This is a genomic window from Chryseobacterium sp. ERMR1:04 (assembly GCF_001297705.1).
In the GTDB taxonomy this organism is placed as follows: Bacteria; Bacteroidota; Bacteroidia; order Flavobacteriales; family Weeksellaceae; genus Chryseobacterium.
The window spans coordinates 1,477,653-1,503,234 of record NZ_LIRF01000003.1 but is presented as its reverse complement, the minus strand read 5'-3'; the positions used below and the strand labels follow the sequence as shown (position 1 = coordinate 1,503,234).

The 25,582-nt window shown below is 32.1% G+C and carries 24 protein-coding genes; 19 read left to right on the top strand and 5 right to left on the bottom strand.

The genetic code is table 11. The annotated features are described in order from the left end of the window. The first annotated feature begins 34 nt into the window (after positions 1 to 34). Positions 35 to 748, top strand: coding sequence for a lipopolysaccharide assembly protein LapB (locus tag AMQ68_RS06825; protein ID WP_054509818.1), 714 nt, complete (start codon positions 35 to 37; stop codon positions 746 to 748). Between the two features lie 57 nt (positions 749 to 805). On the opposite strand, the gene AMQ68_RS06820 is transcribed toward AMQ68_RS06825, so the two are convergent. Then, on the bottom strand, positions 806 to 1,195 hold the full coding sequence (locus AMQ68_RS06820; protein ID WP_054509817.1) for a helix-turn-helix domain-containing protein: 390 nt from the start codon (positions 1,193 to 1,195) through the stop codon (positions 806 to 808). Between the two features lie 366 nt (positions 1,196 to 1,561). On the opposite strand from AMQ68_RS06820, the gene AMQ68_RS06815 reads away from it, so the two are divergent. Then, positions 1,562 to 2,623: an NADH:flavin oxidoreductase gene (locus AMQ68_RS06815; protein WP_054509816.1), complete on the top strand. Its 1,062-nt coding sequence runs from the start codon at positions 1,562 to 1,564 to the stop codon at positions 2,621 to 2,623. A gap of 491 nt (positions 2,624 to 3,114) precedes the next feature. On the opposite strand, the gene AMQ68_RS06810 is transcribed toward AMQ68_RS06815, so the two are convergent. Further along, positions 3,115 to 4,317 (bottom strand): aminopeptidase C, encoded by a 1,203-nt coding sequence (locus AMQ68_RS06810; protein WP_054509815.1) that lies wholly within the window; start codon positions 4,315 to 4,317, stop codon positions 3,115 to 3,117. A 238-nt stretch (positions 4,318 to 4,555) separates the two neighbouring features. Between AMQ68_RS06810 and AMQ68_RS06805 the strand changes: the two genes are divergently transcribed. The 17 genes from AMQ68_RS06805 to AMQ68_RS06720 all read left to right on the top strand — a co-directional run bounded on the left by AMQ68_RS06805 (position 4,556) and on the right by AMQ68_RS06720 (position 23,269). After that, positions 4,556 to 5,071, top strand: a complete 516-nt coding sequence (locus AMQ68_RS06805) for an RNA polymerase sigma factor (protein WP_054509814.1) — start codon at positions 4,556 to 4,558, stop codon at positions 5,069 to 5,071. 12 nt (positions 5,072 to 5,083) lie between these two features. Next, on the top strand, positions 5,084 to 6,175 hold the full coding sequence (locus tag AMQ68_RS06800) for a TonB-dependent receptor plug domain-containing protein (protein ID WP_054509813.1): 1,092 nt from the start codon (positions 5,084 to 5,086) through the stop codon (positions 6,173 to 6,175). A gap of 44 nt (positions 6,176 to 6,219) precedes the next feature. Continuing rightward, the gene (locus AMQ68_RS06795) at positions 6,220 to 8,991 is read left to right on the top strand and encodes a hypothetical protein (RefSeq protein ID WP_054509812.1); all 2,772 of its coding nucleotides are present in this window, start codon (positions 6,220 to 6,222) and stop codon (positions 8,989 to 8,991) included. A 3-nt stretch (positions 8,992 to 8,994) separates the two neighbouring features. Next, positions 8,995 to 13,560: a TonB-dependent receptor plug domain-containing protein gene (locus tag AMQ68_RS06790; protein ID WP_054509811.1), complete on the top strand. Its 4,566-nt coding sequence runs from the start codon at positions 8,995 to 8,997 to the stop codon at positions 13,558 to 13,560. Positions 13,561 to 13,702: 142 nt separating this feature from the next. Continuing rightward, positions 13,703 to 14,206, top strand: coding sequence for a GbsR/MarR family transcriptional regulator (locus tag AMQ68_RS06785; protein ID WP_054510046.1), 504 nt, complete (start codon positions 13,703 to 13,705; stop codon positions 14,204 to 14,206). Positions 14,207 to 14,275: 69 nt separating this feature from the next. Further along, complete coding sequence (locus AMQ68_RS06780; RefSeq protein ID WP_123905630.1) at positions 14,276 to 14,620, top strand: hypothetical protein; 345 nt, start codon at positions 14,276 to 14,278, stop codon at positions 14,618 to 14,620. A gap of 7 nt (positions 14,621 to 14,627) precedes the next feature. After that, positions 14,628 to 15,029: a hypothetical protein gene (locus tag AMQ68_RS06775; RefSeq protein WP_054509809.1), complete on the top strand. Its 402-nt coding sequence runs from the start codon at positions 14,628 to 14,630 to the stop codon at positions 15,027 to 15,029. Between the two features lie 78 nt (positions 15,030 to 15,107). Then, positions 15,108 to 15,497, top strand: coding sequence for a hypothetical protein (locus AMQ68_RS06770; protein WP_054509808.1), 390 nt, complete (start codon positions 15,108 to 15,110; stop codon positions 15,495 to 15,497). 6 nt (positions 15,498 to 15,503) lie between these two features. Further along, complete coding sequence (locus AMQ68_RS06765) at positions 15,504 to 16,316, top strand: DCC1-like thiol-disulfide oxidoreductase family protein (RefSeq protein WP_054509807.1); 813 nt, start codon at positions 15,504 to 15,506, stop codon at positions 16,314 to 16,316. A gap of 53 nt (positions 16,317 to 16,369) precedes the next feature. After that, positions 16,370 to 16,840: an SRPBCC family protein gene (locus AMQ68_RS06760; protein ID WP_054509806.1), complete on the top strand. Its 471-nt coding sequence runs from the start codon at positions 16,370 to 16,372 to the stop codon at positions 16,838 to 16,840. 65 nt (positions 16,841 to 16,905) lie between these two features. Continuing rightward, positions 16,906 to 17,610 (top strand): YqjF family protein, encoded by a 705-nt coding sequence (locus AMQ68_RS06755; protein WP_054509805.1) that lies wholly within the window; start codon positions 16,906 to 16,908, stop codon positions 17,608 to 17,610. A 445-nt stretch (positions 17,611 to 18,055) separates the two neighbouring features. Continuing rightward, complete coding sequence (locus tag AMQ68_RS06745) at positions 18,056 to 18,949, top strand: TIGR01777 family oxidoreductase (protein ID WP_054510045.1); 894 nt, start codon at positions 18,056 to 18,058, stop codon at positions 18,947 to 18,949. 322 nt (positions 18,950 to 19,271) lie between these two features. Further along, positions 19,272 to 19,532: a hypothetical protein gene (locus AMQ68_RS06740; protein WP_054509803.1), complete on the top strand. Its 261-nt coding sequence runs from the start codon at positions 19,272 to 19,274 to the stop codon at positions 19,530 to 19,532. Positions 19,533 to 19,543: 11 nt separating this feature from the next. Beyond that, positions 19,544 to 19,975 (top strand): hypothetical protein, encoded by a 432-nt coding sequence (locus AMQ68_RS06735; RefSeq protein WP_123905629.1) that lies wholly within the window; start codon positions 19,544 to 19,546, stop codon positions 19,973 to 19,975. A 270-nt stretch (positions 19,976 to 20,245) separates the two neighbouring features. Continuing rightward, positions 20,246 to 21,634 (top strand): dihydrolipoyl dehydrogenase, encoded by a 1,389-nt coding sequence (gene lpdA / locus AMQ68_RS06730; RefSeq protein ID WP_054509801.1) that lies wholly within the window; start codon positions 20,246 to 20,248, stop codon positions 21,632 to 21,634. An 84-nt stretch (positions 21,635 to 21,718) separates the two neighbouring features. Beyond that, positions 21,719 to 22,318: a hypothetical protein gene (locus AMQ68_RS06725; RefSeq protein ID WP_054509800.1), complete on the top strand. Its 600-nt coding sequence runs from the start codon at positions 21,719 to 21,721 to the stop codon at positions 22,316 to 22,318. A 150-nt stretch (positions 22,319 to 22,468) separates the two neighbouring features. Next, positions 22,469 to 23,269, top strand: a complete 801-nt coding sequence (locus AMQ68_RS06720) for a patatin-like phospholipase family protein (RefSeq protein ID WP_054509799.1) — start codon at positions 22,469 to 22,471, stop codon at positions 23,267 to 23,269. A gap of 41 nt (positions 23,270 to 23,310) precedes the next feature. Here the strand turns inward: AMQ68_RS06720 and AMQ68_RS06715 are convergent, their stop codons facing one another. The 3 genes from AMQ68_RS06715 to AMQ68_RS06705 all read right to left on the bottom strand — a co-directional run bounded on the left by AMQ68_RS06715 (position 23,311) and on the right by AMQ68_RS06705 (position 25,300). Next, complete coding sequence (locus AMQ68_RS06715; RefSeq protein WP_054509798.1) at positions 23,311 to 23,748, bottom strand: hypothetical protein; 438 nt, start codon at positions 23,746 to 23,748, stop codon at positions 23,311 to 23,313. A gap of 152 nt (positions 23,749 to 23,900) precedes the next feature. Then, positions 23,901 to 24,620: an ABC transporter ATP-binding protein gene (locus tag AMQ68_RS06710; protein ID WP_054509797.1), complete on the bottom strand. Its 720-nt coding sequence runs from the start codon at positions 24,618 to 24,620 to the stop codon at positions 23,901 to 23,903. Positions 24,621 to 24,703: 83 nt separating this feature from the next. Then, the gene (locus AMQ68_RS06705) at positions 24,704 to 25,300 is read right to left on the bottom strand and encodes a hypothetical protein (RefSeq protein ID WP_054509796.1); all 597 of its coding nucleotides are present in this window, start codon (positions 25,298 to 25,300) and stop codon (positions 24,704 to 24,706) included. Positions 25,301 to 25,582: the final 282 nt, after the last annotated feature.

Here is a 25,582-nt window from a genome sequence, read left to right as displayed (position 1 = left end):
AAAATTATTTTATAGATAAACTTAAAACCTAACTATGAGAAAAATATACTTTTTAATAACAATTTGTATTTTGCTTACAAACTGCACGCAGAAAACAGAACAGCCTTGTGATGATGCATTTATTCGTGGAAATAATTTTGTTTTGAATTCCGATTTTGAAAATGGGAAAAAAGAGTTTGAAAATTCCATACGATCTCATCCTGAAAATGCAAATGCATATTACGGACTTGCTTATACTTATTCTCTGGAGGGAAATACTACAGAATCAATAAAAAACTATTCTAAGGCTATAGAATTGAATGAAAACTTTACACTGGCTTATTATGGAAGAGCAAATATTTTTTTTATTAATGGAAATTTAAAAAATGCCAAAGCTGATATAGAAAGAGTTATTGAATTGAATGATAAATTATCTTCTGCGTATCAATTATTAGCTAATATTGAAAGTCAAAATTCTAATTACAATGATGCTCTTAAAAATATTGATAAAGCAATCAACCTCGAACCTAAAAGTTCTGTTTCATACTTTGTTAAAGGCGTGTTACAGGGAAATAATAACGATTTAGAAAATGCTGTTAAAAGCCTATCAACATCCTTAAAATTAAATCCAAATAATGGAATGGCTTATGTTTATCGAGGTACATTTAAATTACAAATAAATGATAAATTAGGAGCGTGTGAAGATTTTCATAATGCAGAAAAGGTGGGTTTTAAAGCAAAGAGTTACTTAGAAAAGTACTGTAAATAGGTTCTTTAAAAAACTTAGTAAAATTCAAAATTGATTTTATTAAATATAAAAAGACTGTCAAACGACAGCTTTTTTTGCATTCTTTTGCTCTAAAAGAGTTTTACAGTCTTTTTCTTTCTCAGGATCATAAACATGATATTTTGTTTCCCATTCTTCCAGTTGATATAAAATCGGCAACAATGCTAATCCCTTTTCTGTCAGCGAATATTCAACTCTTGGAGGAAGTTCCTTAAACTCTTCTCTGATGATTAATCCGTCGGTTTGCATTTCTCTTAACTGGTCGGTCAGTACTTTTCTTGAGATGACATTAATTCGTACGGCAAGCTCTCCAAAACGAAGTTTACGGTCTTTGATCACCAATACAATGATTGGTTTCCACTTGCTTCCCAAAGCAGACATTGCTTTACCTAGAGGGCAGCTGTATTTCATTAATTCATTCTTTTTCATGGTAGATTTTATTTAACACTAATTAAAAATTAAACCACAAAAGACACAAAAGTTATAATCTTTTAAGCTTTCTTATTTTGAAAAAAAGAAGTTCACAAAAATAAAAATCAAAGATTTTTAAAAACTTATGTGTTCTTATATTATGCGGTTTATGAATAAACTTAAAATAATTTATATGTTAATCTTTTGTGACTTTTGTGGTTAAAATAGCATCCACTTATTTAGATTTTCATACGTTACTTTTAAGTTACTAATGTAAGTTACTGCGAAGTTACCACTTTTTTCCCTGCATAAGATACAAATATGAACTATTATTAGTTACTTTGTGTAACAATTTAAAAATGTTAAATATAAAATAATTGCAAAATGAGTATAGACGCATTATTTAGTCCATTTAGTTATAAAAATCTTCAACTTAAAAATAGAGTGGTAATGGCTCCGATGACAAGAGCTCAATCTGATAACGGAGTACCCACTCAGCAAATCGCAGATTATTACGCAAGAAGAGCGGCTTCAGAAGTAGGGTTGATCCTTTCTGAAGGAACAGTAATCAACAGACCTGGTTCAAAAAACATGCAGAATATTCCTGATTTTTACGGAACTGAAGCATTAAACGGTTGGAAAAACGTAATTGATGCCGTTCATGAAAATGGTGGAAAAATGGGGCCTCAGATCTGGCATGTAGGAGATACAAGAAGTTCTGAAGATTATCCATTGGTTGATATGGAAAAAGCTTCTACCATGACGTTGGAAGATATCCAGGATACGATTGCACAATTTGCAGCTTCTGCAAAATCAGCTAAAGATTTAGGATTTGATGTTCTTGAAATTCACGGAGCGCACGGATATTTGATTGATCAATTCTTTTGGGAAGTAACCAATACAAGAACTGATGAATACGGTGGGAAAACCTTAAAAGAAAGAAGTAAATTCGCAGTTGATGTCGTTAAAGCAATGAGAGCAGCTGTAGGAGAAGATTTCACGATAATTATCCGTCTTTCTCAGTGGAAACAACAGGATTATAAATCCAGATTGGCAACAACACCTGCAGAAATGGAAGAATGGTTATTACCTTTAAAAGAAGCTGGCGTAGATATTTTCCATTGTTCACAGCGTCGTTTCTGGGAACCTGAATTTGAAGGTTCTGATTTAAACTTTGCAGGTTGGGCTAAAAAAATTACGGGTCAGCCAACAATTACGGTAGGTTCTGTAGGTCTTGAAGGAGATTTTATGGGAGCATTTGCAGGACAGGGAACGGAGAAAGCAGATTTATCAGAATTAATCAGAAGACTGGAAAGAGGAGATTTCGATCTTGTTGCAGTTGGAAGAGCCCTTTTACAAGACCCAGAATGGGTGAAAAAAGTAAAAGAAGGAAATACAGACGACCTTTTAAATTTTTCGGCTGAAAGTTTAGGAGTTCTTTACTAAAAAGACAATTATGAGTTGTTGATTTACTTTGTTGTTAGATTACCGGCGTAGTAAACCAATTGACAATTCACTTATTTATATTAAATTTTCAACCTATTTATTTTTTAAACAAAACCCGCTTTCAGATCTTTTGGAAGCGGGTTTTAATTTTTATATTTGAATTTGATCTCCTATGTTTGAAAATTCTAAAAGGAACCATTTAAATGTTTAAACACTTTAGATCACTTTAGTTGTAAGAGTTTAAAATATTGAAAATAGTAAAGTCCACATAATATGAAAATCTTTGATTTTCAAAAAAACTTAAGTGTACTTTTGAACAGAATGATTTTTACTTAAAAAAACTTAAGTGTTAAAATCTTTTGTGCCTTTTGTGGTTTAATTTTTATCTAAGTTTAAATAGTTTAAAAACAAAACCGTTCCCAAAAAATGGAAACGGTCTATTAACAGATTTAAATATCTAAAATTGCCAAATAAATGACAACAGTGATTTCTTATAAACCAATATTTTGATTAGGTTTCAGTTGCTTTAAAATGTTTTTTGGAATGGCATTTTTGTGAACCAAGATTGCCGTTGATTTGTACTCAACATAAGGTCTTGTTACATAAAGATATCCTTCAAAATCATTGGTTACCCCCCAAGAGTTTTTAACCATATAATATTCTTTTCCAGACTGATCTTTTGCCAATCCTACGATGTGCATTCCATGATCATCAGTTGTAGAAAGGTTGTTAAGCGCTTTCTGACGCATATCTTCTGTGATCGTTTTATCTTTTTTAGGCTCAGTAAACAAGTCTTTTTTGTTTTCTGCATTAATCTGGTCTAGATCTACATCAGGAACATAGGCCACCCCATTTTTGTATGAGAAATAAGGCTCAGAAACATCAGTTGCCCAACCTACAGAATATCCTTTGCTCACTGCATTGTCAACGATAGCTGTTAGATCTTTCATTGGAACATTCCAGTCAGAGTCATGACTCCAGTTATCAGGAATTGGAACTACAAATTTCTGGTAATACGGATAATCTTTGTAAGAAGATAATTCAACATAATCTTCTGGGTTAATTCCTACAACTTCTTTAGCAAAAGTTTTCGGAGTATAGTTTTTTCCTTCATACGTAAAGTTAGCAGGAACTTTTCCTAAATATTCATCTAAGATAGCATCTACAGAATCCATCCAGTTATCAGAAAGTTTTCCTTTTGTAGCTGCCTGAACCAAACTATCCAACACAGGTTTTATTTTATCCTGCATTTCTTTGAAGTTGTTGGTTGTTTGTCCGTTTCTTAAGCCTGTATAAGCTTCCTGAGGAACAGCTCCGTACTTCTTGTACATATTCACTACATCATGTAATTCTCCACCATCTCCCCAGCTGATTGCTCCGTTGTTAAGAACGTATAATTTTGCTTTATCGTGATAAGAATTTCTTGCCGTAAAAATTTCTGCCAAATCTACAGGCTTTTTACCCATTCTCTGCATTTCAGATTCAAGAAAGGAGTTTCCTGAATAGCTCCAGCAAGTTCCTGATGAACCTTGATTTTTTACTGAAGTTGCCCCCACGTCTTTTAAAGTCGTGAATTTAAAATTAGCATTTTGAGATTGGTTGTTTTTTAACTTATTAATTAAGTCATCCTGTGCAAACATCATACTTCCTGCAGACAAAACAAAAAGTAATGATGCAATTTTGTTATTTTTCATTACTATAAAAAGATTATTTATATGAATAGTCGGTAAGTGGTAAGATATGTTACAAAGGGAAAAGTTAAATTTAAAATGAAAGTTTTTTATGAAAAGGTGAAATTATAGTTTAGCATTCGTTAAAATTACCTTTCTAAGCTTTCGCAGCTTAGCCTTTTAGCTTAATTTTAAAAAAAAGTTTATGATGCTTCCAACCTTTTTGAAATTTTCTGCATCTATATGAGTATAAAGCCTGACTATGGAAAGAGAATTACTGTTAGAATGTCAACGGAACGACCGCAATGCACAGCGGAAAGTTTACGAAAAAATGGCGGGAAAATTATATTCGGTCTGCAAACGCTATCTTAAAAACGATGAAGATATTGAGGAAGTATTAGCCGATACGTTCTACAAAATTTTTACAAAGATGGATCAACTTCAGAATCATGATATTTTCGAAGGTTGGGCTAGAAAAATTGCGGTAAATGAATGTCTGCAAAAATTGAGAAGTACAAAGGCTTTACATATTTCATTGGATGATCATTCCATAGAGTCCTCGGATACGACAGATATTATTTCTTTCGAGAAAGATATTTTGAGCTTATTGAACTTTCTTCCTGAAGGTTGCCGTGCGATTTTTAATCTGTTTGCGATTGAAGGATATCCGCACAAAGAAATTGCAATGATGCTTTCAATTAGTGAAGGAACCTCAAAATCTCAACTCAATTTTGCCAGAAAAAAATTACAGGAACTTTTGATCAATCAAAACATTTAAACTTTTAAGACAATGGAAAATAATCACGATATCGATAAAAAATTCAATGAGGCTTCTAAAGATGTAGATGAACCTGCGACTTTTCCGGGGTTTGATAAAGTTTGGGCTAAAGTTGAAGAAAAATTAGATACAAAAGAACATAAAAAAAGAAGGATTCTCCCAATTTGGCTTCCGTATGGAATTGCTGCAAGTTTAATGATTGGGGTAGGTGGATTTTACTTTTTTAATGAAAATAAAAATGGAGTTGAGCTTACAAAGCCAGTTATAGCAAAGAATATTGTAACTTCTAACAATGCTCCTGTTATTGCACCCTCTGCAAAGATTCAGAAGATAGATCAGATGGTAAAAGAAAATATTGAGAAAAAAAATCTAGCTCCAGCTCCAATTGTAATGCTTGAAAGCTCTGCCGGTCTTGCATTTAATCCTTATATTGCTCCTTCTCCTATTTCTGATCCTGTAGCGCAAAGCATGCCTGCACCTGCATCTATTGTGCCTTATAAAGCAGATTCTTTAAAGCAACAAAATATTGAAGAGGTTGTGGTAATGGCGTTGGGAACTAAAAAAGTAAAGAAAGATATAACGTCTTCTGTACAGTCGATTTCTTCTATGGATATTGAAAATAAACCCAATAATTCATTGGTAAGTTCTTTACTGGAAAATTCAGAAGCTGAACCTATCACCCCTTATGATGGATTAAACCCTACAGTTTTGGCCTATAATAATGTAAGACAAAAGACTGCTTCGGTTCCAATGTCGACTGAAAAAGTGGGAAATAAATATGCTGCAAATTCCATTCAGGGAGCTGTTTCAGGATTAACAATTAATATGGGTTCTGGGAAAATTGATTCTAGTAATGCGATTGTGATTCGAGGAGTGAGTTCTAATAAAGAAGATTCAAATCCTCTATATGTTATCAATGGAGTAGTTTCTGATGCAGTGAAATTTAAAAGCTTAGATGCTGATTCCATTGAAAAGATGACGGTTTTAAAAGGAGAAAAAGCAACTGCAATATATGGAAGTAAAGCGGTAAACGGCGTAATTGTAGTGGAAACGAAAGCTGCTTTAAAAGCGGAAAAGAAAAAAAATGATCAGCAGAAAAAATAATTCCTTCTGAAGCTCTTTTTCAATACTAATACACAAAATCATTTATGAGGAAAATTTATTTTTTATTATTCTTTTTAACGGTTCATTTTTTTCTGGCGCAAACTTCGATATTATATTATTCGGGTACTTTTTTAGGTCACAAAGAAAAACCTCAGAATTTTTTAAAAGTTTTAAATAAAAACAGCGGTGTTTATGAATTGACTGATGAGAAAGGCTTTGCCATCATTGCTGCAAAAGCATATGACACTTTGGTTTGGAATAATGGTAAAAATACGCTTGTTGTCTACGGACCACGCGAGCTTAAATCTATCTTAGAAAATAAAATTAGTAAAAAAAGAGTCGAAAATATTCGAAGTAATGCCTATGATAGTTTAGTTTCTAAAAAAGCGAATGATGAATTTAGCATTGAAAATTCACCTAAAAGCTTGACATTGAATTCAGATATTAATTTTAATTCAGTGAGAAAATTAAAAGAGATTAATGAAAACAGCTTTAAACTGAAACGTCAATCAAAAAAATATTTGAATTTTAACGGAAGTTTCACCACTTCTTTTGACATCAAAAACCGGAATTCTATTCCTCAAACGCAAACTCAATATGTTCAGGGAAGATCAGAAAACGGTCAATTGATCTGGCGAGGTCCTGAAACAAATGAACTTTTCAGTTTTGGACAGGATATTTCCACATTAGGATTTAATCATCAGGCTTATGAGTATGATCAAAACGGCAGGTTAATTCCCTTAACCAACGGAAATTCACCCGCAAAAGCTTATAATAATGATCTGTTTAAAACCACTGTGGGATACAACAATCAATTACGGTTGAATGCCTTCATGGGTAATAATAGCTATTATGATGAAAAACTGCGAGTATCCTTAGAGATAGGACAACAGAAAGATCAGATGTATTTTATTGATCAGTATAATATCATCAATTCTTTTAAAACAAAACTGAGTACAAAAATTTCAGAATACAGCTTAAACTTCGCTTTTAATTATGAAGAAAATAAAGCTACAAACGCTAACAGAATTGGACTTTTCAACCGAGCTTACCAAAATTCTTTACTGACGCCGATTTCTTTTTCGAACGACCAGAATTTGTATTTGTCAAATGGTTCACAAAGAAGTTACAGTCAGTTTGCAGACAATCCGGAGTTTTTATTTGATCAGAAAAATAAATACAATTATCGGGATAACAGAAGACAATTTAGTTTTGATCTGGCGAGAAATTGGGGAAATTTCAGATTAAATATCAGTCAGTCTTATGAAAATGATTACTTCTGGAATTTAGATCGCTACAAATCTTCAACATACGGATTTGTTAATGGTATTTTAAATGAAAGAACTCAAAATAATAAATTATATAATTCTAATATTTTAGGAACTTATTCTTTTGGCGGAAGCTATTTTAAAAATGCGGTTAGTTTTAATCATATTTTAAATAGTAGAGAGTCAGATATTTATAATGACTCAAGTAATAAAAGGTATTTATATCAAAGAACGTCACAAGATTATATTTTCAATTATAAGCTGGATTATGATGCGTACAATGACTTTAAAGCAGGTGCTAGTATCGGAAATGCATTTTATATCTCAAATACCTCTAAAGAAAATAATTATTGGCTTCCAAAGGCAGGTGCTTATCTTACGTTTGAAAATATTTTTAATTGGAATAATATCAATTTTAAAATGCTCGGAACCTACACACAATTGAATTCAGAGCCTGAAATTACACGATCTTACGCTTCTTACGGAACTACTTTATTGAATGCCCAAAATGCATATCAATATTTCCCGATCAATGAAGTGGATACCTTTAAAAACGTATCAAATATCAACAGTAAAGAATGGAAAACCGGTTTTATATTGAGCTACAGACGTAACCTGAATGTTGAAGCGGAATATTTTAAAAGAAAAACAACAGACGATATTTTTCCTGTGTTTGAAAACAATCAGTTGAAATTAAAAAACCTTGCAGATCATACCTACAGCGGTTATGAGGTGAATTTTTCTTACGACAATATTTATTTGGACCGAGATTTTAGAATGAATCAGAAAGTTTCATTTTTTAAGTATAGAGATAGGGTTGATAAGGTAAATGCAGGGTATAATAATCTTGCCCTTTCAGGTTTCAATGATATTTATAAGACATTGACGGAAGGTCAGGTTTTAGGAGTGGTCATGGGAAGTTATTTTGAAAGAAATGCTAATGGAGAATTAATTATTGATGAATTCGGATATCCTAAAAAAGCGGATGGAATGAAGATTATTGCAGATCCAACACCAGATTTTGTATTGAAGTTTAATCATAACTTAACGTATAAAATGTTATCATTAGACATCAATTGGGAATGGAAAAAAGGCGGACAAGTATGGAATGGAACTCAGGCGGTGCTTGATTATTACGGACGTTCTCAAACTTCTGCAGACGAAAGGAATATCAAAAATTATGTATTTCAAGGAGTAAGCACTGGAGGGAATAACAATCAGATTCCTGTTGATTTTTACAATCCGAACCAAAACGTTTCAGAAAATAAATGGATGAGATATGGATACTTAGGAGTAGCGGAAAATTATGTTCAAAAAGCAGATTATATAAGAATCAATACTATTTCTTTGACTGCAAAATTTGACGTAGGAATTTTCAAAAGAGCATTAGGAATTACATGGTATGTGAATAATATTTTGCTTTGGCAGGCGAATAAAGGGGTAGACCCTAATCAAAATTTCTATGATTCTGATAACGGAAGAGGGCTGGATTTCTTTAATCTCCCTTCTTATAAGACTTTTGGATGCATGGTTTCATTTCAATTTTAATTTATGAATTTCAAGTTTACATTATATATTGTACTAGGTTTTTTGTTTTCAAATTTAAGTTTGAAAGCCCAAAATCAGGTTAAAGATTTCGAGAAAGAGAAAACGTACATACAGACCAATCATGTTTTTTATAAACCTGGTGAGGCGATGTACTTTAAAATTTACATTGTAGCAGCGGAAAATAACCTTCCTGCCGATCAAAGTAAAGTCGTGAATTTTGAATTGATCGATCCAAGCGGAAGCGTTATTAAAAAAGATAAATACGAAATTACAAATGGCTATGCAGAAGGTTATTTCTCTTTTGATGATGGGATGAAAGGGGGAATTTATAAGATTCGTGCTTTTACCAATTGGATGCAAAACGAAGAAGGCAAAAATGCGTTTGAAAAAGAAATTACATTACAGAAAATTGTCTCCCCAAGAATTTTAATGAAACTCGATTTTCCTAAAAAAGGATATGGAGCAGGGGATGAAGTGTTAGCCGATTTTTCGATGAGAAGCCTTAGTAATTTGCCAATCCCTTTCTATGAAGCAGATTATACGGTGATGCACAACGGTGAAATCATTTCAAAAGGAAAAGTAATGACAGATAAAGAGGGTAAAAAACAGTTGAAATTTAATCTTCCTACAGTTTTAAAATCCTCTGATGCTTTGTTGAATATCAAAGTGAATTTTGACGGATTTACAGAATCCATTTCCAGAAATATTCCGATTGTTTTGAATAATCTTGAAGTGAAACTAATGCCTGAGGGCGGAACTTTCATCAACGGACTCGAACAAAATATAGCTTTTAAAATTTTAGATGAATTTGAAAAACCTGTGGATGCTACTTTAGCAATTTTTAATCAAAATAATCAAAAAATCATAGAGGTTTCGGCTTATAATTTCGGAATGGGAAGTTTCCTTTTTACGCCTGAAAAAGGAGAAAATTATTATGCTAAAGTGATAAAACCGGAAAATATCAATCAGATTTATCAACTTCCGATAGCCCAAGATGAGGGGGTTGTTTTTAATGTAAATAAAGAAAATGGAAAGCTCCATTTTGAAATCATTTCAACAGGCGAAAGGAATATTCTTATAAAAGGAAGCTTCCGTGAAAAAGAAATTTACAGCCAATCAATTTCATTAAAAAAAGGACTGAATGAGATTCAGGTTCCAGAAAATGAACTTCCAATCGGGATTTGCAGATTTACTGTTTTTGAAGGAGAAATTCCTCTTGCCGAGCGTATTGTTTTTGCGAATGAAAGCAAGCAGATGAATGTGAAGGTAACGCCTGTAAAGAAAAATTATCTTCCAAGAGAGAAAGTGATTGTAACTATTGAAACGACTGACGAAAATAACAAACCAATTCCCGCAAATCTTGCAATGAGCGTGGTTGATGACAAACTGTGGACGTATGCTGACGATAAACAAAATAGCATTATTTCGTGGTTTTTAATGGATTCTGAATTAAGAGGAAAGATTGAAAGGCCATCATTTTATTTTGATAAAAAAGAAGAAAAAGCGAAGAAGAGTCTTGATCTGGTTATGCTCACAAACGGCTACAGATACTTCGAACTGATTCCTGAAATCATTAAAAATAAAAAGTATAAATATCTTCCAGAGAAAAAGAACCCGATTTACGGAGTGGTAGAAGATGAAAACAAAAATCCTGTAAAAGCTGAGGTATATTTGGTTAATGGTTCATTAATCAAAAAACAGGTCACTTCAGATGATGGAACCTTTTATTTTTCAGATCTGAATGGTGGAAATTCTTATAATCTGATTGCAAAATCTTTTCAACCAAAGCAGGAAGTAAAGATCAGAATATTGTCTTATAAGTTATTAGTAAATCCGTTGGCGAAAAAAGTACTGAATAATGTAAATGTAGAAGAGGTTGTTAAAGAAGAAGTAAAAGAGACCGGTAAAATAAAGTTAAAAGAAGAAACAGAGAAACAGGAAACGACAGAGGTTGAAAAAAATAAAAGCTATACTGAAAATCGTCCTAATACTTCAAGAGTTAAGGGGAGAAAGGTAAGTGATACAGTGAAATCTCAACAAATTGAAGAGGTTGTATTTGTAGGCTTTGGTTATAAGTCTGCAAAAGATAAATCGTCCATAGCCTCGGTAACACTAGAAAATAATGATTTTAAAAATCCTAATATCACTTCAGCTTTAAGCGGTAAGGTGGCTGGAATTGTTATTGACTCCGGCACTGGCCAGCCTGGAGCTGTAACAAGTTTACGAATAAGAGGATCTGCTTCGGTATCTAATAAAACTCCTTTGTTTGTGGTGGATGGTGTTCCGGTAGAAAATTTTAAAGCGATAATTAATCCTGATGATATAAATAGTATTACAGTTCTTAAAGATGCTGCGGCGACTTCTATTTATGGAAGTCAGGGGGCAAACGGTGTTATTGTCATTAATTCTTTCAAAAACCGAATATCCCATATCAAACTTGATATTACCCCAAAATCATATTATGCAGTCATGAATATTCCCCAAGATAGTTTGGTAAGGTATTCTTACAGCAGAGATTTTTATTATCCCGTTTATGAAAGTACCAATACATCCTATCGACATGATTACAGAGAAAGCATTTACTGGAATCCTATTGTAGAAACAGATAAAAATGGAAAAGCGAAGGTTGAATTTTATAATTCTGACGCCAATACGGCCTTTAGAATTATGACAGAAGGAATTTCGTCTTCAGGATTAATTGGAAGAGATGAAACAACGTATGCGGCCCAAAGTCTTATCTCTATTGATGCTAAGATTCCGCAATATCTTACGAGGACAGACCAAATGCTGATTCCTGTTGTGATTAAAAATAATTCATCAGAAACAAAAAAAATGATGATGAATGTGATGGTTCCTAATCGGGTTAAATTAATAAGATCAGATAGTATAATTACGCTAAAACCATTAGAATCAGGAAGATTATTTGTGAAAATTCAGACAGATGAGGTCATCAATTCTAATATCCAGTTCAGTATACAATCAGGTGATTTCAGAGAAACCATGATTCTGCCTTTTATTGTTGAAGAGAAAGGTTTTCCGCATCATTATTCAATTATTAATAATAAATCTGAAGAGTTAAAAATCAATATCCCGAATTATATCAACAGAAGCTTTTCTTCGTCTTATTATGTATATGAAAATACAGCGTTGCAGATGTTTGAAGATATGGAAAGACTGAAGAGAGAACCTTATGGATGTTTTGAGCAGCTTTCGTCAACGGTTTATCCTAATATTTTTATTCTGGATTATCTAAGATCCATCAAAAATATCACTCCGGAAACAGAAAGTCTTGTGATTCGGAATATGAAAAAAGGATATCAGAAAATGTTGAGTTATAAAAACAAAGATGGTGGTTTCGGATACTTTAATTCTGTGGAATCTGATGTGGCTATTTCTGCTTTTGCATTGCTGGAATTTAGAGATTTAAAGAAATATATAAATATTGATGCAACACTGATTCAGAATCTAACTTCTTTCATTCTGTCTAAGAAAAAGCAAAACGGTGTTTTTGAAGTAAGGAAAAGTTATGAAATCAATTATCCTTACTCCGAATATGCATGGTCCAGAAATATGTATGTTTTATATGCTTTATCTAAAATTGGGTTGAAAAGTGAAGTGGAAAGTTCTTATAAAACGAGTCTGGATAAAGCTTTGGCAACAAAAGATTCTTATCAGTTGGCTTTGATGGCGAATGTTTCTGCCCATCTTGGAAAAGATAAGGAATACCATGTCGTAATGAATCTTCTGAATCAGCAATATGACAACAAAGATGTAAAAACAAAAACTACTTTTACGGGTTCGGGAGGAAGGTCTGCCAATGCAGAAACCTTGGCGTTGTATGTTATAGCTTTACAAAAAGATGAAAAACTAAACCAGTTAAAAATTGCTGAAGTTGCTGATGAATTAATCAATTATAACGGATATTACGGTTTTGGTTCTACGCAGGCAACAACATTGGCATTGGAAGCTTTATCTCAGTTTTTTGCTAAAAATGAAAAGTTATATGGAAAAGAAAGGCCGAATATAAAAATTAATGGGGTTGATACTAAGCCAAATAATGAGTTTGCATCAGCATTGAAAGAAGGAGAAAATACAATTCACGTAAGCTATCCTACGCAAAAAGGACTTCCGTATAAATTAGATTATCAATTTTATACATTGCTTGCTCCAAAAAGTACTGATATTCCTTTAACAATGGAAACAAACTTGGCTTCGGAAACTTCAAAAGTAGGAGAGACGAACAGAATGACGGTTTTAATTAAAAATAAGATCAATGGTCAGTTACCCATGACAACAGCTAAAATCGGGATTCCTGCCGGGTTGACGTTACAAAATGCTTTGTTAAAAGATCTCATTGATAAAAAGCAGATTTCTTATTATGAAATTTTCGATAACTATTTGGTATTGTATTGGGAACATTTTGATGCCAACGAAACGAAAGTGATTAATCTGGATTTAAAAGTAGAATTTGCCGGAGAATATACTGGAAAATCGAGTAATGTATATCTCTATTATATGCCGGAAGCAAAATATTGGAACCAAGGAATCACCACGATCATCCAACCTTAAACAGATACCAAAGATCTTTATTCGATACTGGAATAAAGATCTTTTTCATAAAAAGGCGAAAACAAAAAATAAACTTTCAAATATTATTGAAAGTTCAAAAATTATTATTACATTTGTAATAGAAATTAAAAGATCAAACAAAATGCAACTTTCAGAAGCTAAAGAAAAATACATTCAGACTTGGGGTACATTTGCTACCAATTGGGGAATCAATCGTACGATGGCGCAGGTACACGCATTACTTTTGGCAAGTGATAAAGCATTATCTACCGATGAGGTGATGGAGCAACTTGAGATTTCAAGAGGAAATGCGAATATGAATCTTCGGGCCTTGATGGATTGGGGAATTGTAAGAAAAGAGTTCGTAAAAGGGGAGAGGAAAGAATATTTTGTAGCAGAAAAAGACGTTTGGTATTTATTCAAACAAATTACAAAAGAGCGTAGAAAAAGGGAGATTGAACCTGTAATTGCATTTTTAGAAGAACTTAAAAATATAGAAGATAAAGATTCCGAAGGAGCGAAAGAATTTATTAAACTAATGGATGATTTCAGTTCTGTAACAGGAAAAATAAATAATATTATGGATCTGGCGATTAAAAGTGATGATCATTGGCTGGTCGGAAAGATTACCAACTTATTAAAGTAAAAAGGACTTCAAATCCTTTTTTATTTCAGATGAACTTTCAAAAATTACTGAAACTATAATATTTATAAAATGTTCAATATAATTTCATACATCCTTTTTCTTTGCATCAGTTCGTATATCACGGTGGATGTGGGCAGAAGATGCTTTAATTCTGGAAAAGTGTATTTGGAATATTTGATCAAAGACAAAGACTTTTGTTTAACGGTTAACAGAATATTATTGGGAAGTTATTATTTGGTCAACCTTGGTTACATCGCTCTCAGCTTAAGTTCTTGGGGGAATATAGCAAGCTTAGAAGATGTTTTAATAACGGTTTTTACCCGTGTTGGATACATTATTTTGATTCTTTGCTTTTTACATTTTACGAATATTTTCACCCTTTATATTTTAAGAAAAAAATTAACAATAAAATAAAACTATCATGATTGCAACTATCCTTACCCAAACGTACAATTTCTCAGCGTACATGATTTACTTACCCATTGTAATTACGCTTACGGTGCTGGTTTCTCAATTTCTGTTTAAAAATTCAAAAACATTTATGATTGATATTTTTCATCAGAAAGAAGACATTGCAATGGCTACCAATTCACTTTTTAAAATTGGTTTTTACCTTTTAAATATTGGTTTTGCCTTGTGTATTATCGAATTTTTTCAAATAGAAAGTGCAGAAAACCTGGTCGTAGCATTAAGTACAAAAATCGGAGGCTTCTCAATTTACTTAGGAATAATGATGCTTTTAAACTTATTACTTTTCTTAAAAGGCCGTAAACATTCCATGAACAAAGAAAAACAACTTCAACATGAAAACATTGATCTTTAAAATTTGGATGTATTTCACTTTCAAATATCAAAATAAACGGACACGAGGAGATTTCTTAAACCTTTAAAATCTATTGTTATGAAAACTTTTATCAAATCAGATTATAATATTCAGTCTTTATTACTGGCCTTATTTTTTATTTTTCTAATTCTTGATTTTGTGGTTTTAAAATCTCCTATTTCGGCTATTATCTATTTTTTAATCGCTTTAAATCATATTATTAGCTCAAATAGAAGATTTTTTTCAAAACAATATTTCAAAACATTTTGGTTTAAAGTCTATTATTTTATCAGTATGTTTTTTATGTTAAGCCTTTTATCGCTGATTCTTCTTTCAGGTTTACACATCAAAAACGATTATTATAGAGGCTTCGGATATGCTGTTTTATGTTTTGGGATGTTTGGAACACCGGTTCTTGCCATCGCATATTATATAATTTGCCATTACGACTATAAAAATTTAAAATAAACACCCATGAAAACACTACAAAACCATACGCTGATCTACGACAATGAATGTCCGATGTGCAACATCTATTCAAAAGGTTTTACAAAATGCGGAATGCTTGATGAAAGTGGAAGAGAAGCTTTTACAGAATTGTCTTTGAAGAATAAAGAATTAATAGATTTCAAACGGGCAAAAAACGAAATTGCTTTGGTAGATCACAACAGAAATGAAGTCGTTTACGGTTTGGACAGTTTGTTATTAATCATCGGAAATTCTTTTCCACTTTTGGAGAAAATTGCCAGAATACAACCTTTGTATTGGTTTTTCAAAAAGCTGTATTCTTTTGTTTCTTACAACCGAAAACAGATTATTCCATCAAAAAAAGATGAAACAGAACAAGCTTGTATTCCTGATTTTAATTTGAAATACAGAATCACATACATTGCGTTCGTTGTATTTTTCTCAGCTTATATTTTGAGTTTGTTTACCACAAAATTAGGATTAAATGGAGACCATCATTTTTTAAGAGAGTTGATCGTTTGTTTAGGTCAAATTGCTTGGCAAACCCTATTTTTAAAGGTTTATTTAAAAGAAAAGATTTGGAATTATATAGGAAATATGATGACCGTTTCTTTGATCGGAACCTTACTTTTAATTCCTGCTTTATTAATTAACCTTAGTCCTGCTTTCAATATCATTTATTTCGGAATTGTGGTTTTGATCATGTTCATGGAACATATCAGAAGATGTAAAATACTAAAATTAAATTTTCTTCCAACTATTTCATGGACTCTTTTCAGAATGACAGCTTTGGCAGTGATTATTTTGCTAAGTTTTTAAAAAAGCTTTTGAATGAGTTGCAAGTTCTATCAACGAAAAAATGAATAAAAAAAATGACAACAATACATCTAAAAACAATCATCGCAGCTGATATTAAAACCGTTTTCGACTTAGCAAGAGACATTGATTTACATCAAAAATCAACTTTTAAAACGGGCGAAAAAGCGATTGCTGGCCGAATTTCAGGATTAATTGAAGAAGGTGAAACAGTGACTTGGCGGGCAAAACACTTAGGAGTTTATCAAACCCATACTTCAAAGATTGTCAGCATGGAAAAACCTTATCAATTCACAGATATCATGTTGAAAGGAACTTTTAAATCATTTAAACATCAACATATTTTTAACCAAGAGGGCAAAAGTATAATAATGACTGACATTCTCGAATTTGAATCTCCATTTGGAATCATTGGAAAACTTTTCAACCATTTTTTTCTTAAAAATTATATGAAAAATTTTCTATTAGAACGAAATAAATTAATCAAAATTACGGCAGAATCTAAGAGCCACAAAGTGGCGACTTAAAATAGGATAGGATAAAATCCTATTAAATATATCAACCAATTAATTAATAACAAAAAAACATCACAATGAACTTCCTAAAAGCCGAATGGCGAAAATTAGCCATCATCAATTACGAAATCAACCCAGAAATCTTATTGAAATATCTTCCCGAAGGTACCGAACTGGATTTTTATAAAGGAAAATGTTATGTAAGTTTGGTGGGTTTTATGTTTTTAAATACCAAATTATTAGGACTTTCAATCCCTTTTCATCGAAATTTTGAAGAAGTCAATTTAAGATTTTATGTAAAGAAAAAAGAAAGAAATGAATGGAAAAGAGGTGTGGTTTTTATCAAAGAAATTGTTCCAAAAGTGGCATTGAGCTTTGTTGCCAACACCATTTATAAAGAGAATTATAAGACAATGCCTATGACGAATCTAATGCAGGAAAATGAGAATGAACTGTTGATTAAATATTCTTGGAAAGATAAAATGTGGCATTCCATAGAAATTAAGGCTGAAAAAGAGCCACTACCCATGGAAACTCATTCAGAATTTGAATTTATTACTGAACATTATTTTGGTTTTACAAAAAGAGAAAATAAAACCTCAGAATATGAAGTCTATCATCCAAAATGGGATTATTATGTAGTGAAAAGCTATCAATTGGAAATTGATTTCAATAAAATTTACGGACAAGATTTTAGATTTTTGAATAATCAAAAGCCAAACTCTGTGATGCTTGCTGAAGGCTCTGAAATTGAAGTAAAGACTAAAAAATATTTAGCTTAATTTACAAAAAATAAAATTAGTACTCGCAATGTCATGCTAAGTGGAGTCGAAGCATTTCAATAAAAATAGTAAACAAAAATTATGATCGATTTAGTTGAAAACCTAGGGCTTGTAATCTTTTTACTTACGGTTACCTACATCGTTTTTCCCATTCTTTCTTTGATTGTAATAAATATGATTCTTAATGAAAAAAGGAAGGGATTGAGGACCCGTATTTTATATAATTGCTCTTTTATAGCTTTATTTTTGATATTTCAGCAAAATCAAATACCATGTATACCCGGATATTTAGTTTTCATTGTTGAAAATCTCATAACAGTAGTATTGTTAATCTACCTAGGAATTAAGCTTTTCAAAATTTGGAAAAAATAATTAAAGTCACAAAATGAGGATTCGATCAATATATAGAATGGAATCCTATCAAAAATTAAAGAAAATAAAAACCATGAAAATAATCATCGCCGCCGGAACCGGATTTCTAGGAAAAAATCTGGAACAGTATTTTACAGAAAAAGGGAATCAAGTTTATATTTTAACACGAAGTCCCAAAAGAGAAAATGAAATCTATTGGGATGCAAAAAACTTAGGTGAATGGAAAAATATTCTTGAAAGTACAGATGTTTTGATCAATCTTACAGGAAAATCTGTTGACTGCAGATATACAGAAAAGAATAAAAAAGAAATATATTCTTCAAGAATCGACAGCACGAAAATCCTTCAACAAGCGATTGATCAATGTATCAATACACCCAAAGTTTGGCTGAATGCTAGTTCGGCAACAATTTACACGCATTCAGAGACCCAATTAAATACAGAAGAGAATGGAATCATTGGCGATGATTTTTCTATGAACATCTGTAAAAGCTGGGAAAAAGAATTTTTTACGGCTAAAAACGAAAATCTGCGAAAAGTAGCCTTACGGACTTCAATTGTTTTAGGAAATAATGGCGGCGCTTTTCCTAAATTAAAACTGATCACAAAATTAGGTCTTGGCGGAAAGCAGGGAAGGGGAAATCAAAATGTTAGTTGGATTCATATTGATGATTTCTGTAAGGCTGTAGAATGTATTATTAGCCATGAGAATATTTCAGGGCCAATCAATATAACGGCTCCAAATCCTTTATCCAACGAACAATTTATGAAAGAATTGAGAAAAGAAATGAAAGTTCCTTTTGGATTAAATGCTCCAGTTTGGCAATTAGAACTTGCATCTCTATTTTTAAAAACTGAAACCGAGTTATTATTAAAAAGTCGAAATGTTTATCCTGAAAAATTAATCAAAAACGGGTTTCAATTTTCTTATCCAACTGTTGAATCTGCATTTAACAACTTGATTTAAATACAAAAAGTACAAATGTTTTTCTTATAAACACAAAACTGGAAATCAATAGGAACGGACTTTAGTCCGTTTACAAAAGCAAACAATACAATTTTGGCTTTAGCCGAAACTTTAAATATAAAAGTCATAGATGAAGGTTATAAATTCTTCTAAAAATCTACCGCTAAACATCATGTTGAGGTTGAATAAATTACGATAAAAAAGATCGCTTTTTAAGAATAATATAAAATTATGGTATGATATATGTAATATTCATGATGAACCTGAATGAATTTAATCTTTAGTGATTAATAAGTTAAAATCATTCTTAAAATCAAATAGTATGAAAAAGTTTTTAATATCAACCATTTTATTAGTAGGATTAGCAACGAATGTTTCAGCACAAAAACATCCTACACCACCTCCTCATCCTTCAAAAAGTGAACTCGTAAATATTAAATCGAAAGAGCTAGATAAAAGATATAATCAGGAAAAGAAATTGATTTTAAATCATCCATTGGCTACCAAGAAGATGAAAAGAGATCAGCTTAAGGCATTGAATGAAAAATATCAAAGTCAAAAAAAATTATTGAAAAAAATGTAATATCATATAATATGAATATTAGGAACAAATTTTTAATGGCAAGCCTGTTTTGTCTAGGCTTATTCGCTACTGTTTCTGCTCAAAAAACTCAGGATCAAATTAATAAGGTTTATGCTGAGCAATATCGAAAAATAAATGAAGATCCAAAGTTATCCGGTCCTGAAAAAGCGAGATTAAAAAAACAGTTTGCTTTAAAACAAGATCATGAAAACAAAGCATATGATGCTGCATATAAAAATAAATACGGAAATTCTAAAGAGGGAAGAAAGAGATTAGTGGATAACAAAATCGATGAGCTGGATAAGAGATACGAAAAAGAAAAAAAACTCATTGAGAATGATAAAGTTCTTGGAAAAAACCAAAAGAAAGCCAATAAAGAAGCTTTAAAGAAAAAGTATGAAAGCCAAAAACAGCTTTTAAAAAGAGAAAAAGATAAAATTTAATGGATGATTTAATAAAACTTTGTAGTAGCACTTTATCAGAAAATAAATTTTAGTTCAAATAATTGGAATTTAAATAGACTTATTCAATAATTTTATTTTATGAATTTTATTAAATAAAACAGTTTTTAATTAGAGAGAATGCATTTTGTGTTCTCTTTTTTTGTTAAAAATGTAGTGAAAGCATGCTTTATTATGCAATGACTCATGAATTTCAAGAAACATGATACATCCAATATTTTTCCTTAAATTCGCATTAAAATTTTTAAGCTAATGAACTACGATATTATTGTCATCGGAAGTGGTCCTGGTGGATATGTTACAGCTATTAGAGCAGCACAATTGGGTTTCAAAACTGCAATTATCGAGAAAGAAAATTTAGGAGGAATTTGCCTTAACTGGGGATGTATTCCAACGAAAGCTTTGTTGAAATCTGCTCAGGTTTTTCATTACATCAACCACGCGGAAGATTATGGTTTGAATAAAGTGGAACCAAGTTTTGAGTTCCCGAATGTTATTCAAAGAAGCCGTGGCGTTGCGAGTAAAATGAGCAAAGGTATTGAGTTCTTAATGAAAAAGAACAAGATCGATGTTATTTTAGGAACTGCTAAAGTTTTAAAAGATAAAAAAGTTTCTGTTACAGATAAAGACGGTAAAGTAACTGAATATGCGGGAAGTAATATCATTATTGCAACAGGAGCACGTTCAAGAGAATTGCCAAACTTACCTCAAGACGGTAAAAAAGTAATTGGATACAGACAGGCATTATCTCTTCCTGAGCAGCCAAAATCTATGATTGTTGTAGGTTCTGGAGCAATTGGGGTTGAGTTTGCTGATTTCTATAATACAATGGGTACGAAAGTTACTGTTGTTGAATTTATGCCAAACATCGTTCCTGTAGAAGATGAAGACATCTCTAAACACTTGGAGAAATCTTTGAAAAAGACAGGTATCGAAATTATGACAAATGCTTCTGTAGAAAGCGTTGATACAAGCGGAGAAGGAGTGAAAGCGACTGTGAAAACAGCTACAGGAACCATCACTTTAGAAGCTGATATCTTATTATCTGCTGTGGGTATTGCTGCAAACATCGAGAACATTGGTCTTGAAGAAGTGGGTATCCAAACAGATAAAGGAAGAGTATTGGTAAACGAATGGTACGAAACTTCTGTACCGGGTTACTATGCAATCGGAGATATTATCCCAACGCAGGCTCTTGCTCACGTTGCTTCTGCTGAAGGAATCACTTGTGTTGAGAAGATCAAAGGAATGCACGTTGAGAAAATCGACTATGGCAATATCCCTGGATGTACTTACTGTCACCCTGAAGTTGCTTCTGTAGGTCTTACAGAAAAGCAGGCTAAAGAAAAAGGATATGAAATTAAAGTAGGTAAATTCCCTCTTTCTGCAAGTGGAAAAGCTACTGCAAACGGAAATACAGATGGTTTCATCAAAGTTATTTTCGATGCTAAATATGGAGAATGGTTAGGTTGCCACATGATTGGTGAAGGCGTAACTGATATGGTTGCTGAAGCTGTTGTTGCTAGAAAACTAGAAACTACAGGTCATGAGATCATTAAGTCTATCCACCCACACCCAACAGTTTCTGAGGCGATCATGGAAGCTGCTGCTGCTGCTTACGGTGAGGTGATTCATATTTAATATGGCTTCTAAATAACGATAAATTATTTACACTATATTTAAAGCCCAGATTCGTTCTGGGCTTTTCTTATAAATGATACCCCTATGAAAAAAAGTATTTTATTTTTGGCTCTTGTTTCTATTCACTTTCTTTTTTCCCAACAGAAAGATAAATCTCAAGAGATCTATTTTCCCATAAAGTATGTATTAAAAAGTTCCAAAGACACCATAAAGACAAAGGTGCTGAATATTGGATTTTATACAAACGAAGAGTTTTCTCCCGCAACCTATATTAAGCAAATGACAGTGTTGGATCCGTCAGGTAAAAAAGTAAAAGTCAACGAAGATGATGTTCGGTATATGGAGGTTACTGATCTCAAAAAAGTTAAAAGGAAATTCTTAAATGGGAAATCTATTTTTTCTAAAGACATTGGGCTACTTCAGATCATGTATAATGGAAAGAAAACGGCTTGGTATAGAAAAAGCTCTTATTCGGGACCTATTTATACCTATGAAACAAACGATACCGATTATATACTATTCCGTAAAGATAAAAGTGTAATTGAAATGCATTTAAAGATGCGAGGTTCTGTTACTCAGCTCAAAGAAAAATTAAATAGCTATCCTGATTTATCAGCTTTAGTAGATGTTGTAATTGAAGATAAAGACATATTAAACATCCTTAAACTATACGATAAAAAATAAATGTAAAGAAAGCAAAGATTCGTCTGTGTTTTCTTTGTGAAGTAATGATCGATTTTAAGATTCATGAAAGAATTATTAAAATAATTTTAAAATTCACATGTTTAGGAAAATTAATCTCATTTTCTCACTCTGTTTTCTTAAATTTATTCTATGAATTTTGAAAAAACAGGATTGGTTCTATCCGGAGGCGGAACAAAGGGTATTGCCCATGCAGGAGTTTTAAAATTCTTGAAAGAAAAAAATATCGATATCGATGTTTTATCATGCTGTAGCGCAGGATCTCTTGTGGGTTGTCTGCATGCAGTGGGAAGAACACCTGAGGAGATTCTAGATTTTTTTCAGTCGGTTTATTTCTTTAACTGGAAACATTTTACCTTCAATCAGCCGGGATTGGTTTCTTCGGTTATCTTCAATAATTATTTAAAACCTATTTTTCATGATATGAAAATTGGTGATTTGGATAAAGAAGTGAAAATTGTAGCAACAGAATTGGTTTCCGGAACTCAGAAAATATTTGATGAAAGCTTTAGAGTAACAGATGCTGTGATTGCTTCATGCTCTATTCCGGGAGTGACAACCCCTTATATTTTAGGAGATGAGATGTATTGTGACGGAGGGGTTTTAAATAACTTTCCGGCAGATGTTATCCGAGATGAATGTGATCAATTGATCGGGGTATTTGTTTCTCCACCACATGATATTAATATTCATGATTTAAAAACGATAAAAGCCATTGTTTCCCGTTCTTATGATCTCCTTTCTTACAGAGTTGAAAAAGTAAAGTTTGGATATTGCGACTGGTTTATCACCTCACAAGATCTTTCAAGCTATGGAGCCTTTGAACGTAAGAAAGACCGTTTGGAAGAAATTTTTAATATAGGATACAACGCTGCAAAAGATAGTTTTGATGAAAGTGGATTTTTCACAGAATTAAAACCATCAGGAACATAAATAAAAAGAAAATCCCACCGTAAAAGTGGGATTTTTTATGCTTAATTTTTTACAACTCGACCGTCCTGATTAACGATTGTTTTACCGTTTGAATCAATTACAACCAACGTGTAAGGTGCTTTGGAAGCAGAGTCTGTCAGGTAATTTCTCCATATTTGATAGGTAAAGCCATTATTGTTGAATTCATAATAATAATTTCCTCCATTGCCGTCAGGAATTAGCTCTCCATTCGGAATGATCATGCTTGGTTTTGAAGTGATCTTTGAATTGACTCCCCAAGACTGATAAAGATATTGCCCATTAGGCTGTAAGTCTATTCTGATCTTGAACTTGCTTGTTTTAATAATTACGGTTTTAGGTACCTTTTGGTAAGGAGTAGAAACCGTAGATAATGTTGGTGATTCGTTTTTAACTTCTGTAGCGTAGGCTAATGAAAACTGAGCGATACAAAATGCTCCGAGAAAGATTTTTTTAATCATTGTAATGAGTTTTATGTATTTTGGTTATTCTCAAATTTAATGCCAAATTTCAAATTTTCAGGGTGATGAAAAATGGATAGGTTTATTTAAACAGAAAGAATTATTCAAACAAAAAAATCCTACAAATAGTAGGACTTTATATGAAGATTATATTATTCGGTGATGCTTACTGCTTCCGTTTGAGTATAGCTCGCAAAAGCCTCTTCCAGACTTTCAAATTTACCTTTAAATTCATCAATCGGACAATCTTGAAGGATATTCCCTTTATGAATAAGAATTACACGAGAACAAAGCGCCTCAACTTCCTGCATGATGTGGGTAGAAAGCAAAACTGTTTTTTCTCTTCCGATTTCTTTGATCACATTTCTGATTTCGATAATCTGGTTAGGATCTAATCCATTAGTAGGTTCGTCTAAAATTAAAAGATCCGGCTGATGAATAATGGCCTGTGCCAAACCAACTCTTTGTTTGTACCCTTTAGAAAGCTGACTGATTTTCTTAGATTTTTCAGGAGTAATTCCCACTAATTCAATCACTTCGTTCACTCTTTTTTCAGAGATTTTATGAATGTTTGCAACAAACTGCAAGTATTCTTTTACATACATTTCCATATACAAAGGATTGTTTTCAGGCAAGAAACCAATGTTTTTCTTACTTTCAATCTCATGTTCGGAAATGTTTTTTCCATTAAAAATTATCTCACCTTCATCTATTTTCAATGCTCCTACAATAGATTTCATTAGGGTAGATTTTCCGGCTCCATTCGGACCTAGAAGACCTATGATCTCATTTTTATCAATTGAAATATTAAGGGCATTCAATGCGGTTTGTTCACCAAATTTTTTGGTCAGATTGGTTATTTGAAGTGACATAATATAAAACAATGTTTTTACAAAAATAGAAATAAAAAACTCATCCGGGAAGAATGAGTTTAATTATGTTTTATAAAGATTATTTATTTTTTATATTTCTTGTTTTTTTGCGAAGAAGAAGTTGCTGTTTTGGTAGGCGTATCATTTAATGGTATTGCGGTACTCATAGTATTGGTTGTGGCAGCCGTTGTCTGAGTTGCATTTGTTTTCATTCCTGGTCTATCATATAATGAAGACTTACCATTTGTTCTTCCAAAAACTTTATCCACTTGTTTTTTATTCAGAAACTGCGATTTTCCAACGTACTTTTTGTTCTTGTTGATGTATTGAATAAACTGAACAGTGGGTTGGCCGTAGTTTTTCTCATAATGAAGTTCAATGATATCATTAGGAAGTTCCAAGACAATATTTCCTTCAGGAGAATCTATAAATCCGTCCGTAATCATTTTATACAATCCTTCCACATCTTTATTCATATTTTGAAATGAAAAAGACCTGAAAGTATTTAGATTAGCGGTATTAAGATCCTGATAGTTGATCGTGAATTTATCATCTTTTTTATATAAACCAACGGAATTATCCTTACCAATTTCCACTAAAGTTTCGTTTTTCAAGACCTTAATCTGTGAAAAAACCGAAATCCCGAACATGCAAGTCAATAGTAGAATTATTTTTTTCATGTGATGATTTTTAATGTTTTATAATTTGGTATATCTAAATTACTAATAAAAACGCTAAAAAACAATTTTTATTCCTTGAGCAAAAGTAGCATTTTTTTTTAATATCAATGATTAATAGGCAATAAATGGTATGCATTTCATTGAAGCGTGATTATTGTTATTAATCCGTTATTAATGAGTCTAATATAAAGGTTTTTGGTGTTGTTCCTGCTAAAAAAATGGCTGCGTTACAATAAATTCATGTGGCGTGTAATTTATTAAGAGACAGTTGCTAAGTTATTT